General features: G+C 73.9%; 11 protein-coding genes. 8 read left to right on the top strand and 3 right to left on the bottom strand.

Going from position 1 to position 14,481, the window contains the following annotated elements; genetic code table 11:
* The coding region (locus DVA66_RS08340) for an SDR family NAD(P)-dependent oxidoreductase (RefSeq protein WP_114559663.1) at positions 1–850 on the bottom strand (850 nt) is incomplete at its 3' end.
* A gap of 34 nt (positions 851–884) precedes the next feature.
* Positions 885–1,559 (bottom strand): deoxyribose-phosphate aldolase, encoded by a 675-nt coding sequence (deoC, locus tag DVA66_RS08335; RefSeq protein WP_114559662.1) that lies wholly within the window; start codon positions 1,557–1,559, stop codon positions 885–887.
* Between the two features lie 107 nt (positions 1,560–1,666).
* Between deoC and DVA66_RS08330 the strand changes: the two genes are divergently transcribed.
* The 6 genes from DVA66_RS08330 (at position 1,667) to DVA66_RS08305 (ending at position 11,801) form a co-directional block, all read left to right on the top strand.
* Positions 1,667–2,812, top strand: a complete 1,146-nt coding sequence (locus tag DVA66_RS08330; RefSeq protein ID WP_114559661.1) for a DUF1972 domain-containing protein — start codon at positions 1,667–1,669, stop codon at positions 2,810–2,812.
* 266 nt (positions 2,813–3,078) lie between these two features.
* Positions 3,079–3,840 carry a hypothetical protein gene (locus DVA66_RS08325; protein ID WP_114559660.1) on the top strand — a complete coding sequence of 254 codons (762 nt, stop codon included), beginning with the start codon at positions 3,079–3,081 and terminating at the stop codon, positions 3,838–3,840.
* A gap of 26 nt (positions 3,841–3,866) precedes the next feature.
* Positions 3,867–7,622, top strand: a complete 3,756-nt coding sequence (locus DVA66_RS08320; RefSeq protein WP_114559659.1) for a PKD domain-containing protein — start codon at positions 3,867–3,869, stop codon at positions 7,620–7,622.
* Positions 7,623–7,625: 3 nt separating this feature from the next.
* The gene (locus DVA66_RS08315) at positions 7,626–8,690 is read left to right on the top strand and encodes a polysaccharide pyruvyl transferase family protein (RefSeq protein WP_114559658.1); all 1,065 of its coding nucleotides are present in this window, start codon (positions 7,626–7,628) and stop codon (positions 8,688–8,690) included.
* Entirely contained in the window at positions 8,687–10,261 is a 1,575-nt protein-coding gene (locus DVA66_RS08310) for a lipopolysaccharide biosynthesis protein (protein ID WP_114559657.1), read from the top strand. Before DVA66_RS08315 ends, DVA66_RS08310 begins: the two co-directional genes overlap by 4 nt.
* A 142-nt stretch (positions 10,262–10,403) precedes the next feature.
* A complete protein-coding gene (locus DVA66_RS08305) occupies positions 10,404–11,801 on the top strand; it encodes a polysaccharide biosynthesis tyrosine autokinase (RefSeq protein ID WP_157973912.1) in 1,398 nt (465 codons plus the stop codon).
* 13 nt (positions 11,802–11,814) lie between these two features.
* Here DVA66_RS08305 and DVA66_RS20870 read toward each other — a convergent pair whose 3' ends face one another.
* Complete coding sequence (locus DVA66_RS20870; RefSeq protein ID WP_157973911.1) at positions 11,815–12,684, bottom strand: O-fucosyltransferase family protein; 870 nt, start codon at positions 12,682–12,684, stop codon at positions 11,815–11,817.
* 99 nt (positions 12,685–12,783) lie between these two features.
* Between DVA66_RS20870 and DVA66_RS20865 the strand changes: the two genes are divergently transcribed.
* Complete coding sequence (locus DVA66_RS20865) at positions 12,784–13,353, top strand: arsenate reductase/protein-tyrosine-phosphatase family protein (protein ID WP_157973910.1); 570 nt, start codon at positions 12,784–12,786, stop codon at positions 13,351–13,353.
* Between the two features lie 5 nt (positions 13,354–13,358).
* Positions 13,359–14,481 (top strand): Coenzyme F420 hydrogenase/dehydrogenase, beta subunit C-terminal domain (locus DVA66_RS20860; protein ID WP_157973909.1); only part of this gene is annotated, 1,123 nt, incomplete at its 3' end.

Genomic DNA, 14,481 nt, shown 5'->3' with positions numbered 1-14,481 from the left:
CGCCCGACTCCGGGGCGGCCTGGGCCAGCCCGGTCGCCTCGGCGGCGGAGCGGACGACCTCGCGGAACGGCAGCAGCCGGCGCCGCCAGGTGGCCGAGCGGGCCTGCCTGCCGACCGGCACCCGCAGCCGCGGGGAGTGCTCGCCGAGCACGTGCAGGACGGCGTCGGCCACCTCGTCCTCCGGCGACACCTCGTAGCGCGCCACCCCGCGGACCCGCGGCTCGGCCCGGTCGGCCAGCCGTCGGTAGGCCGAGTCCGGACGTCGCCGGCTCGGGGTGATGAGGGAGGCCTCGAGGCTGGGCTGCAGCACGCTGACGTCGACCTCGAAGGGGGCCACCTCCAGCGCCAGCGCCTCCGACCAGCCCTCCAGCGCCCAGGTGGCCGCGGCCAGCGCCGACAGGGTCGGGGACGGGGTGAGGGCGGCGTGGGAGCTGATGTTGACCACGTGCCCGCTGCGGCGCCGGCGCATCGTCGGCAGCACGGCCCGGGTCACCGACATCGCCCCGAACAGGACGCCGTCGAGGGTGTCGCGCAGCTGGGCGTCGGTGAGGTCCTCGAAGAAGCCCAGCGGGGTGTCCCCGGGCACGTTGACGACCGCGTGCAACCGGTCCCCGGTGCCCTCCAGCGCGATCCCGACCGCCCGCTTGACCGAGCCGTCGTCGTGGGTGTCCATCTCGAGCACCGTCGCGTCGGCGCCGGCCTCGCGCAGCGCCTGGCGCAGGCCCCCCGATCGCGAGGCGTCGGGCATCGTGGCGAAGACCTCCCACCCCGCAGCCGCGGCGGTGACGGCGATCCGCTGGCCGAGACCCTCGGCACAGGAGGTGACCAGGACCGATCGAGGCGACGTCATGGGCTCACCCTAGTGAGCACCGCGGGGCGCTCGTTCAGTAGCCCGTGCCGGCGTCCCCGCCCTCCAGCACGGCGCGGGTGCCCGAGAGCCCCAGCCGGGTGGCACCGGCCTCGACCATCGCCACCGCGTCCGCCCAGGTGCGGATGCCGCCGGAGGCCTTGACCCCCAGCCGGTCGCCGACCGTGCGGGCCATCAGCTCGACCGCGTGCACGGTGGCACCGCCGGCGGGGTGGAAACCGGTGGAGGTCTTGACGAACTGGGCGCCCGCGGCCTCGGCGGCCTCGCAGGCGGCGACGACCTGCTCGTCGGTCAGTGCCGCGGACTCGATGATCACCTTGAGCAGGGTGGTGGCCGGCATCGCGGTGCGGACCGTCTCGATGTCCTCCCGCACGGCCGCGACATCCCCGGCCCGCAGCCGACCGATGTCGATCACCATGTCCACCTCGTCGGCCCCGTCAGCCACCGCCTGGGCGGCCTCGGTCGCCTTGACGGCCGAGGTGTGCTTGCCCGAGGGGAAGCCGCACACCGTCGCCTTCGCCACCCCGCCCAGGTCGCCCAGCTCGGTCAGCACCGAGGGCGAGACGCACACCGCGAAGACCCCCAGGTGCTGGGCCTCGGCCGCCAGCGCACGCACGTCGGCGAGGGTCGCCTCGGGCTTGAGCAGGGTGTGGTCGACGAGGCGGGCCAGCCGCACGCGGGTCAGGGTCATGGGCTCACTGTGGCCGTGGTGGCCCCGGCTGGCAACCACGTCGGCTCCGGCCGACCGGCCGTCCGGTGTGGTTGGGTGTGCTCCATGACGCGAGACGGTGCCTGCTGATGCGCATCGCGATGATCGGGACGAGGGGCGTCCCCGCCCGCTACGGCGGCTTCGAGACCGCGGTGGAGGAGATCGGCGCCCGGCTGGTCGCCGGCGGGCACGAGGTCAGGGTCTTCTGCCGGCCCGTCCCCGGCGAGTCCCAGCCCGCCACCTACCGCGGGATGGCCCTGACCTGGTTGCCGGCGATGCGCCGCCGCTCCCTGGAGACCCTCAGCCACACCGCGCGCAGCGTGCTGCACCGCGAGCTCGCCGGCGTCGACGTCGCGCTGGTGTTCAACGCCGCCAACGCCCCCCTGCTGCCGGTGGTGCGAGCGCGTCGGGTGCCGGTCGCCACGCACGTCGACGGGCTGGAGTGGCAGCGGGCCAAGTGGGGACCGGCAGGACGCCGCTACTACCGGCTGGCCGAGTCGCTGGCGGTCCGCTGGTCCGACGCGCTGGTGGCCGACGCCGCCGGGATCGCCGACTACTACCGGCGCGAGTTCGACGCCGACACCGTGCAGATCGCCTACGGCGCCCCGATCCTGGAGCACCCGTCGCTGGACCGGCTGGGCGAGCTCGACCTGCAGCCCGGCGGCTACCACGTGGTGGTGGCGCGGTTCGAGCCGGAGAACCACGTGCTGGAGATCGTCGAGGGCTACCGCCGCAGCACCGCACGGCTCTCGCTGGTGGTGGTGGGCAGCGCCCCCTACAGCGAGGCCTACACCGCCAGCGTGCACGCCGCCGCCGACGACCGGGTGCGGTTCCTGGGCGGGGTGTGGGACCAGGAGCTGCTCGACCAGCTCTACGCCGGGGCGCTCAGCTACCTGCACGGTCACTCGGTGGGCGGCACCAACCCGTCCCTGCTGCGGGCGGTGGGGGCGGGGACGGCCGTGATCGCCTGGGACGTCGACTTCAACCGCGAGGTGCTCGGCGAGCACGGACGGTTCTTCCGCGACAGCGCGGCCCTCGCCGCCGAGCTCGCCGCGGCCGAGGCGGACCCGGCCGAGGTGGGGCGGCGCGCGGCGGCGGCGCAGCAGGACGTCCGCCGCTACAACTGGGACGACGTGGCCGCGGCCTACGAGACGCTGTGCCGTGACCTGCTCGAGGGTCGCGCCCGGGGTCGCCTGGGCAGCGGGCGGCGTCAGGGGAGCAGCAGAACGCGCTGAGGCGGCGGTTCCGGGGGCCGCGGCGCCGGTTGTGCCGGCGTTCCCACCGGGTCGTCGGACGTCGCACGACCTCCGCCTGACGGTGCCGCGCGGAGATGGCTCTGCGCCGACCCAAGAACTGTGCACCGGAGGCTAAAGATTCGCTCTTGCCGGGCTCCCGGCCGGTGGTGGGGCTGCATACTGATCGCGCGGATCGGGGCGCACCCATCTGCGAGTCGAGTCGGGGGGACTTCGGCCATGGGTGCGCCACGGTCTCCGGGGGGATCATGTCCAGGTCGTGGCTCAAGTTCGGGCTGCTCGCAGGTGCTGTCGCCATCCTGCTCGTCGTCGCCGTCGTGCTGGTGCGCGGAGCGGGCACGGGCACCGGGGACGTCGGAGAGGTCGCGGCCACGCCGCCGGCCGGCCCGACCGCGACCGCTGCGCCGTCCGACCCCGCTCCCTCCAGCGCACCGGCCAGCCCGTCGGCGCCTGAGTCCACCGACGGCGAGCCCGATCCTGGCCCCGGGACCACGCCTCCTGCGAGCAGCGACGAGGACGACCCCGCAGAGGAGCCGGCCCAGCCCGAGCCCACCGCGCCGGGGATGGAGGTCCCGGCCGGCACGGTGGACGAGGTCGTCGACGACCGTCCCGCCGGACCGACGGTCGAGGCCGAGGAGGACTCCGCCGAGCTCGACGGCGGCATCACCGTGCGGCTGACCGGCACGGGCCTGCAGCAGGTGGAGGCCGTCGGACCCGGGGAGACCACCGGCACCGCCGTGGTGGTCGAGCTGGAGCTGACCAACGAGACCGACGACCCGGTGGGCCTGGACGCCGCCGTGGTCACCCTGCTCGACGGTGCCGACCAGATCGGTCTGCCCGGCACCGGCGAGCCCTACAACCCCTTCTCCGGAGCGGTCGCACCCGGCGACACCGCCGAGGCCAGCTATGTCTTCCGGGTCACCGAGGGCGCTCAGGACGAGCCCTTCACACTCAGCGTCACGCACACGCCGGGCGCTCCCACCGTCGTCATCACCGGCACCGCTGACTGACCGCCAGGCCGAGAGAAGAGATCATCGTGAACGCACCACAGCTCCTGAACCGCGCCGGCGCGGTCGTCGTGGCCCTCGTCCTGGCGGTGGCCATGGCCCTGGCTCCGAGCCCGGCGGCCCTCGCCGACGAGATCAACCTGACCGGACCGGCCCCGATCGAGCAGCGCTCGGCCACGACCGTGACGGCCGACGCGCTGCCGACCGTGCAGCTCGACTCCGGCCTCGCCTGGGCCCAGGTGATGGTCGGCAACAAGGTCTACGTCGGCGGCAGCTTCTCCAACGCCCGTCCGTACGGGGCGGCCAAGGGCACCTCGCTGGTCCCGCGGCAGAACCTGCTCGCCTACGACATCACCACCGGCCAGCTCGACACCCAGTGGGCGCCCCAGGTCAACGGCACCGTGAAGTCGATCGCCGCCTCGCCCGACGGCACCCGCATCTACGTCGGCGGCACCTTCACGCAGGCCAACGGCCAGACCCGGTTCAACCTGGCCGCCTTCGACGCGCGGACCGGCGCCCTGCTGACGGGCTTCCGTGCCTCGGCCGGCGGCTCCTACGTCAACGCGATCGCCACCTCTGGCAACGTCGTCTACGTCGGCGGCCTCCTCGGTGCGGGCAACGGCGTGCTGCGCAAGAACCTCATCGCCTTCAACAGCAACGGCCAGCTGCTCGGCTGGGCGCCCACCACCGACCTGCAGGTGGACGCGATGGTCGTCGCACCCGGAACCGACAAGCTCATCGTCGGCGGGCGGTTCGCGGTGGTCAACGACGCCCCGCAGCGCGGGCTGGTCGCCCTCAGCATGGCCGACGGCTCCATCCAGCCCTGGGAGGCCCCGGCGCATGTGCGCAACGGCGTCTCGTCCGGTCCCTACAAGGGCAAGGCCGGCATCTACGGTCTCAGCGCCGACGCGAGCTCGGTGTTCGGGACCGGCTGGGTCTACGCCGCGGCGGAGTACGGGAACTTCGAGGGCGTCTTCTCCGCGCAGCCGGAGAGCGGCGCGCTCAACTGGGTGGCCGACTGCCACGGCGACCACTACGGCGTGTACTCCGACGGCACCACCGTCTACAGCACGAGCCACGAGCACTCGTGCGAGTCGATGGGTGGCTTCCCGCAGAAGGACCCGGCCCCGGGCAACATGCGCAACGCCACGGCCGTCACCGCCGCCCGGAAGGGCACACTGACCCGGGCGACCAACGTCCCGTTCTACTACGACTGGACGGGTTACCCGGCCCCGGCCGCCATCAACTGGTACCCCGACTGGTACACCGGCACGGCATCCGGCCAGGGCCAGGCCGGGTGGTCGGTGGTCGGCAACGGTGAGTACATCGCCGTCGGCGGGGAGTTCATCGGCGTCAACGGCCAGGGGCAGTACGGCCTGGTTCGCTTCTCCAACAAGCCCGGCAACCCCAACCAGGGGCCCAGGCTCAGCGGTGCGGACTGGGTGCCCAGCGCCACCTCCGCGCACTCGCGCTCGGTGCGGGTCGCCATCCCGGCCAACTGGGACCGCGACGACCTCGAGCTCCGGTACGAGGTCCTCCGGGACGGCGTCCGCGTCGGCACCGTGACCGGTCGCTCCTCCTTCTGGAACCTGCCCACCTTCGGCTACACCGACACCACCGTGCAGCCCGGTCGCAGCTACGTGTACCGGGTGCGGGCCGTGGACGGCGACGGCAACAGCGTGCTCAGCCAGGAGGTGCCGGTGACGGTCTCCAGCACCACGCTGGGTGCCTACTCCGCCCGGGTGGTCGACGACGGGGCGAGCCTGTACTGGCGGATGAACGGCGCCGGTGGGGCCGAGGCCGATCTGGCCGGCACCAACGAGGGCCGGCGCAGCAGCGGCGTGAGCCCCAGCAGCCCCGGGGCCGTGGTGGGAGACACCGATGCTGCGGCGAGCTTCAACGGGACCAGCAACGGTGCGGTGGCCAGCACGCGGTCGATGCGCAGCCCGACCGTGTACTCGGTCGAGGGCTGGTTCAGGACCACGACGAACCGCGGCGGCAAGCTGTTCGGCTTCGGCGGGTCGCAGACCGGCACCTCGAGCAGCTACGACCGGCACGTCTGGATGACCAACAGCGGACGGCTCTACTTCGGCGCCTACCCCGGATCGGTGCAGGTGGTCTCGAGCCCGCAGTCCTACAACGACGGCGCCTGGCACCACGTGGTCGCCACCCAGTCCTCGGCCGGCATGCGGCTCTACGTCGACGGCACCGAGGTGGGGGCCAACGGTGTCACCGGAGCCCAGTCCTACACCGGCTACTGGCGGGTGGGCGGTGACAACCTCGGCGGCTGGCCGGACTCGCCCAGCAGCACCTGGTTCGGCGGCGCGATCGACGAGTTCGCGGTCTACGGCAGCGCGCTCGACCTGCCGACGGTGCGGGCCCACCACCAGCTCGGACGGGCCGTGGTCCCGCCGACCGCGAGCTTCTCCGACCAGGTCGACGACCTGACCGTCGCGGTCGACGGCCGCGCGTCCACGGCGAGCGGTGGGCGCACCGTGACCGGCTACTCGTGGGACTTCGGCGACAACACGCCGGCTGCCACCGGGGCCACGGCCAGTCACACCTACGCCCAGCCCGGTCGGTACGAGGTGACGTTGACCGTCACCGACAGCTCGGGCGCCGTCGGGAGCACCAGCCGGGAGGTGACGGTGACCGCGCCGCACGCCGACCCGGTCGCCGCTTTCGACACGGCGGTGGACGGGTTGAGCGTCGACTTCGACGGCTCCGGCTCGACAGCCGCCGACGGTGCGACGATCACCGGCCACGCCTGGGACTTCGGGGACGACCAGACCGGGACGGGGACCGATCCCACGCACCGCTACGCCCGCGCCGGCACCTACGACGTGACCCTCACGGTCACCGACAGCACCGGCGCGCAGGGCACCACCACCGAGCAGGTGACCGTGACCCACGCCGACCCGGTGGCGCAGTTCGGCGTCCAGCAGCAGGCGCTCGCGATCCAGGTGGACGGCACCGGGTCCTCGGCCTCGGACGGGGCCAGCATCGAGTGCACGTGGAGCTGGGGTGACGACTCCACCGACGGCGAGGGCTGCACCGCCGAGCACGAGTACGACGCCGCGGGCCAGTACGAGATCACCCTCACCGTCACCGACAGCGCGGGCGGGGAGTCCTCGACCAGTCGGACCGTGACGGTGACCGAGGAGCAGCTGGTGGCCCGGGACGCCTTCGGGCGGTCGACCACCAGCGGCTGGGGGACGGCCGAGGTCGGTGGCGAGTGGAGCGGTGCGACCGGCCTCTCGGTGGCCGATGGCGCGGGTCGGCTCAGCGTGGGCCGGTCGCAGACGAGGACGGTGACACTGGGCTCGGTCGAGGCGACCGACACCTCCTCGCGGTTCTCGCTGTCGATGGACAAGATCGCCGACGGCGGCGGTCTGCACGTCAACTACCACGTCCGACGGGGCGACGACGGCGGCTACCGGCTGAAGCTGCGCTACGCCGCGAACGGGACGGTCAACGTCGGACTGGCGCGGATGGTGGGCAGCACGGAGACCCTGCTGGCCAACCGGGTGCTCAGCGGTTTCACGCAGACCGCGGGCGACGTGCTGCAGGTCCGCACCGAGACCGTCACCGAGGGCACCACCACCCGGTTGCGGGCCAAGGTGTGGCGCGACGGCGAGGCCGAGCCGAGCAGCTGGCTGGTGACGACCACCGACAGCACGGCCACCCTGCAGGACGGCGGCCAGATCGCCTTCTCGGCCTACGGGACCGGCAGCGTCACCAACGGTCCGGTCACCGTGCACGTCGACGACCTCGAGGTGCGCTGACCCGTGCGCGCGCTGATCTTGTGGGCCGAGCCGGGCTCGACCAACCTCGGGGTTCGGGTGCTGGCCGAGGGGGCCGAGGCCCTGGCACGGCAGGCCTTCGGTGACGTCGAGGTCAGCCACCAGGGCTACGGACCGGGGGACGCCCCGGTCCCGCTCGGCTCCAACCGGCGGATGGCCGCCCGGCTGGTGCGCGAGGACGAGGTGGTCGACTGGCTGCGCACCTTCGACGTCGTCCTCGACACCCGGGCGGGGGACAGCTTCGCCGACATCTACGGGCTGCCACGGCACCGGCGGATGTCGCTGCTGCACGAGGCGGTGCTGCGCGCCGGTGTGCCGGTGGTGCTGACACCGCAGACGGTGGGCCCCTTCCAGACGCGGCAGGGGCGTTGGCTGGCCCAGCGGACGCTGCGGACCTCCGTGCTCACCATGGCGCGGGACACCCGCAGCATGGAGGTCGCCCAGCGCCTGGGCGCCCGGTCGCCGCTGCTCACCACCGACGTGTGCTTCGCGCTCCCACAACCGCGGGTGGTGCGGGACGTCGACGTGGTGGTCAACGTGTCGGGGCTGCTCTGGCAGCCGAACCCGCACGTCGACCACGAGCGCTACCAGCAGGTCGTCCGGACGCTGCTGGAGCGGCTCGAGCTGGCCGGCCGGGAGGTCACGCTGCTCGCGCACGTCGTCGACTCGCCCTTGGTCGACAACGACGTGCCGGTGGTGACCGCGCTGGGTCAGGAGCTCGGCCTACCCGTGGTCGTCCCGACCGACGTCGTCGAGGCCCGGACCTGGCTGGCCCGCGCCCGGGTCGCGGTCGGGTCGCGGATGCACGCCTGCCTCAACGCGCTGTCGGTCGGCACGCCGGCGGTCCCGCTGGCCTACTCGCGCAAGTTCAAGCCGCTGCTGGACCGGATCGGCTGGCCCGGCACCGTCGACCTGCGGGCCGACGGCGACACGGTCGCCGAGGCGATGGCGATGATCGACGGCAGCTCCGAGCGGGCCGCGCAGGAGGTGCGGGAGCACGCCCGCCAGGACATCGACCTCGCGGTGGCGGCCCTCGCGAGGGCGGTGTGACCGTCCCCGGACGTGCCCCGGCCCCCGACGCGCCGACCGGTCCGGACCCCGAGGCCACCGTGAGCGCCGGGGCGGATGCCGCCACCGGGGAGCCGTCACCGGGTGCCCTGCGTGGCAAGGCAGCCAGGGGTTCCAAGGTCGTCATGCTCGGGCAGGCGGCGCGCATCCTCATCCAGACCGTCTCGGTCGTCGTCCTGGCCCGGCTGCTGGTGCCGGCCGACTACGGCTTCTTCGCGCTCGCGCTGGCCGTCGTCTCGCTGGGGGAGGTGCTGCGCGACTTCGGGTTGTCGACCGCGGCGATCCAGGCGCGCACGCTGAGCCGCGGCCAGCAGGTCAACCTCTGGTGGATCAACCTCGGCCTCGGCACCGTGTTGGCCCTGCTGTGCCTGCTGGGCGCGCCGCTGCTGGCCCGGGTCGGCGGGTACGCCGAGGCGGCGCACCTGCTGCAGCTGATGGCGGTCTGCTTCGTGCTCAACGGGGTGATGGCGCAGCACCGGGCAGACCTGAGCCGCCGGCTGCGTTTCGGGGCGCTCGCCGTGGCCGACGTCGCCGGTCCCGCGGTCGGCCTGGTGGCTGCGGTGGTGGCCGCCGCGGCCGGTGCCGGCTACTGGGCGCTGGCGGTGCAGCAGGTGGGTGGGGTCCTCGTCACCGCCACGGTGGTCGTCGTGTCCGCCGGCTGGTGGCCCGGTCTGCCCGACCGCACTGCCGACGTCCGGCCGATGCTGAGGTTCGGGATCGGCATGGTCGGCACCCAGCTGGTGGGGTTCTGCAACAACAACGTCGACACCCTGGTGGTGGCCTGGCGGTCCTCGCCGGCCCAGCTCGGCGTCTACAACCGTGCGTTCCAGCTGCTCATGCAGACGCTGAACCAGCTGCGCAACCCCACCACCACGGTGGCGGTGCCGGTGCTCTCGCGGCTGCAGGACGGCGGTGCGGAGGCGGACCGGATGATCGTCCGGGGGCAGGCGGCCCTCGGCTACACGCTGGTGGCCGGTACCGCCTTCGCCGCGGGGGCGGCCGCCCCGGTGATCGCGCTGGCGCTGGGCCCGGGCTGGGGCGAGGCCGTCCCGTTGTTCACCGCGCTGGCCGCCGCTGGAGCGTTCCAGACCATCGGCTACGTCAACTACTGGGTGTTCGTCTCCCGCGGTCTCAGCGGACGGCTGTTCAGGTACTCGCTGCTCAGCCTCGGCCTGCGGGTCGCGTTCGTGCTGCTGGGCAGCCAGTGGGGCGTGCTCGGTGTCGCGATCGGCTACGCGGTGGCGCCGGCGGTGGCCCTGCCGCTCTCGTACACCATCCTCTCCCGCTGGACCGACATCCCGGCCCGTGCACTGCACCGGGGGGCGCTGCGCATCGTGCTGTGCGGTGCCGCTGCCGCGTTGGCAGCCCGCGGGGCGCAGGAGCTGCTGGTCGCGACACCGTCGGCGGTGCAGCTCCTGGGCTGCCTGCTGGCGACCGCTGCCGCCTACGGGTTGGCAGCGCTGGTGGTGCCGGCGGTCCGCCGCGACCTGCACGGGGTGCTGCGGTTCGCGCGCCTCGCGCTGCGCCGCGGCGAGCCCGACGTCGCCGTCTGACCGCCCTGCCGGCCGAGGGCCCGGTGACACCCGTCCGCCGCGTCGGTCCTCACGTGGGTGGGCGGTGCGCCCTGCGCCGTTACACTCACCGGCGACGGAGGCGATGTCGCCGTCGGCAGCTCGGGGCCTGGAGGGGGATTCGATGACGGTGGCGCAGGTGGTGGCCGTGCTGCGCAAGCGCTGGCTGTACGTCCTGCTTCCCGTCGTGCTGATCTGCGGGGTGGTGGGCACCTGGTCGGCGCTCACCACGCCGATCTACACGGCACGGGCCAGCGCGTACTTCTCGCTGCCCTTCGGCAGCTCCGCCAACGACCTCTACCAGGGGTCGAACTACACCCAGGGCCAGCTCGGCTCCTTCGCCGACCTCGCCACGAAGCCGATCGTGCTCGACCGGGTGGTGGAGGAGCTGCGGCTGCCCACGACGTCGACCGAGCTGGCGAGGTCCGTCTCGGCCACCGTGGTCGCCGAGTCGGTGATCGTCGACATCTCCGCCTCCAGCGCGTCACCGCAGCGGGCGGCCGACGTCGCGAACTCGGTCACCCGCCACCTCGGGCTCGTGGTGCAGGAGCTGTCTCCGGTGGTCGACGGCCGGCAGAGCATCAACGTGGTGACGGTCGCGACCGCGAGCCCTCCGGAGTTCCAGAGCAGCCCGAACACCCGCCGCAACCTGCTCGTCGCCGGTCTGGGCAGCCTGCTCCTCGGGCTGCTGCTGGCGCTGGCCCGTGACCGCCTGGACACCCGGGTCCGCACGGCCGCCGACCTGCCCGGCAACCAGGGTGCGCTCGCCTCGATCGAGGACCTGCGCGACGCGAGGCAGAACCCCGTGCTGGCGATGGAGGGCGGCTCGCAGCGGCACCACGTACGGGCCGAGGCGTTCCGCCGGCTGCGGACCAACCTGCGCTTCATCGACGTCGACCACCCGCCACGGGTCATCGTCCTCACCTCGGCGGTCAGCGGCGAGGGCAAGAGCAGCACGGCGATCAACCTCGCGCGGGTGCTGGTGACCGACGGCCACCGGGTCGCGCTCGTCGACGGCGACCTGCGGCGGCCGAGCATCGCCGCCTACGCCGGGCTGGAGGGTTCGGTGGGCCTGACCGACGTGCTGGCCGGGGCGCTGCCGCTCGAGACCGCGCTGCGGCGCTGGCAGCACGACCGGCTGCAGGTGCTGCCCAGCGGCTCGCTGCCGCCCAACCCCTCCGAGCTGCTGGGCAGCGAGGCGATGGCCTCGCTGCTGGGCCAGCTGCGCGCCGACTTCGACTTCGTCATCCTCGACACCCCGCCGCTGCTGCCGGTGATCGACGCGGCGGTGGTGGGCACGGTGGCCGACGGTGTGGTGCTGGTCGTCCGGCACGGGCACACCAAGCGCCAGCAGCTGCAGCAGGCGGCCGACTCGCTGGCCTCGGTGGACGGTCGGCTGCTCGGGATGGTCCTCAACCGCACCCCGCGTCCGTCGGTGTGGAGCCGGCGGTCGCAGCACTACTACGAGCAGGATCCCGGTCGTCTCCGTGCGCAGCCCGTCGGCGTGCGGGACGAGGGCTGAGCGGCCCCTCCGCTCAGAGCCGCGCCGGTTCCCGCAGGTGCGGACGGGTGCAGTCCGGGGCCGTGGTCAGCGGCCCGGCCTCGAACCGTGCCTCCTCCGGGGTGCGGGACGTCTCCAGCCGCAGCCCGGGCCCCGCCAGCCGCTGCGCGAGCTCGGGGAAGCTGGAGTAGTGCGGGCCGACCAGGTGGCACGAGCCTGCCAGCAGGTACAGGTCGGTCACCGCCTCGTGCAGACCCTGCCGGGTGTTGTAGCCGCCCGACTTCGTCAGCCGCACGCAGCCCGGCACCGCGGCGCTGATCCGCTCGGCAGCCTCGATGGTGTCGGAGGAGAGGAAGAACCGGAGGTCGGGGTGCTCCCGGCGCAGGGCGGTCAGCCGCTCCAGGTACCACTCGACCGGTGAGGCCCTCAGCGTCTCCTGGTGCGAGACCGCGTGCGCGCGCACCATCACCCCGACGTAGGGGTGACCGTCCAGGTGCTCGGCGTGGAAGCCGCGGACCGCGTCCTCGATGGCCGGCACCGGGGGCACCTGCTGCAGTTCGCGCTCCCACGGGCCGACGCCCTCGGGCAGGTGCAGCGCGTGCGCGGTACGGATCTGCCAGACCGGATCGGTCCCGGCCTCCGCGAGCCAGTCCAGACGTTCCCCCCGGTACGGGAAGCGGAGGCGCAGGGCGTGCGAGAGCGCGCTCGGGACGGGACGCTCGGGCACCTGCCACAGCTCGTCCAGCCGGGCGCCGAAGGGACGCCCGACCGGCCAGACGTAGCGCAGCTCGCGACCGGTGCTCCGGGCCAGCGCCCGGGCTCCGAACACCACCCGCATCCGGTTGCCCAGGCCGTGGTGGGGCCGGGAGACCGCGATCACGTACCTGCGTCCGCGTCGGACCATCGCACCCCTGCTCTCTTGCCGTGGACCCCGTCGTGCCGTCATCCTAGGGAGCGAATCCCGGCGGACGGCCCGCCGAGTCGCCTTTGGGGGGAGTGCGGCGTGGAGGTCCTGGTCGTCTGCACCGGAAACGTCTGCCGCTCACCCGCGGTCGAGCTGCTGCTCCGTCGTGGTGTGGACGGCCGTCCCGGCGTGCCGGAGGAGGTGCGGCTGACCAGCGCCGGTATCCGCGCGATGGTGGGTGAGCCGATGGCACCGAGGACGGTCGATGCGCTGGGGCGGCTCGGGGTCGAGGTCGAGCCGGGGCACCACGCCCGGCAGCTCACCGCCGAGATGGTGGCCCGGGCCGACCTGGTGCTCGCCGCCAGCCGGTTGCACCGGTCCGCGGTCGTGCAGCTGCAGCCGGAGGCGGTCGAGCGGGCCTTCACCGTCACCGAGTTCGCCCGCTACTGCTCAGGCGGGCCGCAGGTCGGCGGCGGGCTGCCGGCGCTGGCGTCGTTCGCGGTGAGCCAGCGTGGTCTGGTGGTGCCCCGGCGACCCGAGGACGACGACCTCCGCGACCCCTGGGGCAAGTCGGCGCGTGTGCACCGTGCCGTGGTCTGGGCCATCGCCGACGCCGTCGCGGACATCCTCGCCGCCGCCGCCCGGCCGGCCGACGCAGGGGTGTCGTGACGCGCGTGGCGAGCAGGGAGGGCGGGACGCGGCTGGACCGCGCGATCGCGAAGGTGGTCGAGGACGGCCGGTGCAGTGGCTGCGGCGGCTGCGTCCAGCTCGACCCCGGGCTGGAGATGGCGCTGGACGAGCACGGCTTCCTCCGTCCCCGCCGGCGCTCCGGGACGGCTCCCTCGCCCGAGGACGACCGGCGTGCGGCGACGCTGTTCCGGCGGAGCTGCCCCGGCGAGCAGGTCCGGCGCACGGACGTCACCGGGGCGCGCTGGCACCCCACCATGGGCGGCTACCTGGAGGCCTGGTCGGCTGCCGCGACCGACCCCGAGATCCGGCACCGGGGCAGCAGCGGCGGGGCGTTGACGGCCCTGTCGACCTGGCTCGCCGAGCAGGGGGTGCCCGCGGTGGTGGCCCGCCCCGACCGGCCCGACCCGCGCCGCACCGTGTCGGTGCGGATCACCACGCGCGAGGAGGCGCTCGCGGCGGCTGGTTCGCGCTACAACCCGGTGGCGGCGGCGGCCCACCCGGACGCCACCGACCCGTCGGGGGTGGTCACCGGCAAGCCGTGCGAGGTCGCGGCGCTGCGGCAGCTCGAGCAGGCCAGCGGCGGACGCGGCCCGCTGCTGCTGTCCTTCTTCTGCGCCGGCACCCCGAGCCAGCAGGCCACCGACCGGGTCCTCGAACGGCTCGACGTCGAGCCCGGCACCGAGCTGCGCGACCTGTGGTTCCGCGGCCGCGGGTGGCCGGGTCGCTTCACGGCGGTCACCGCCGACGGCCGGAGCCCCTCGCTCTCCTACGACGAGTCGTGGGGAGCGGTGCTCGGCCCGGCGGTCCAGTGGCGCTGCAAGATCTGCCCCGACGGGGTGGGCGAGCTCAGCGACATCACGGCCGCCGACTTCTGGGAGGCCGACGAGAAGGGCTACCCGGTGTTCGGGGAGCAGGACGGTCGCAGTGCGCTGCTGGCCCGCACCCCGCGCGGCCGGGACGTGGTGCGCGCGGCGGTGGCCGCGGGCGTGCTGACGGTGGCGCCCCTGGACGTCGACGCGCTGGCCGGGGTGCAGCCGTTCCAGCGGCAGCGACGCAGCACGCTGGTCGGGCGGGGGATCGGCAGCCGGCTGGCCGGACGTCGGCTGC

This window comes from Desertihabitans aurantiacus, from assembly GCF_003344635.1.
GTDB lineage: Bacteria > Actinomycetota > Actinomycetes > Propionibacteriales > Propionibacteriaceae > Desertihabitans > Desertihabitans aurantiacus.
The sequence above is the reverse complement of the archived record's forward strand: the minus strand, read 5'-3'. Positions and strand labels throughout refer to the sequence as shown.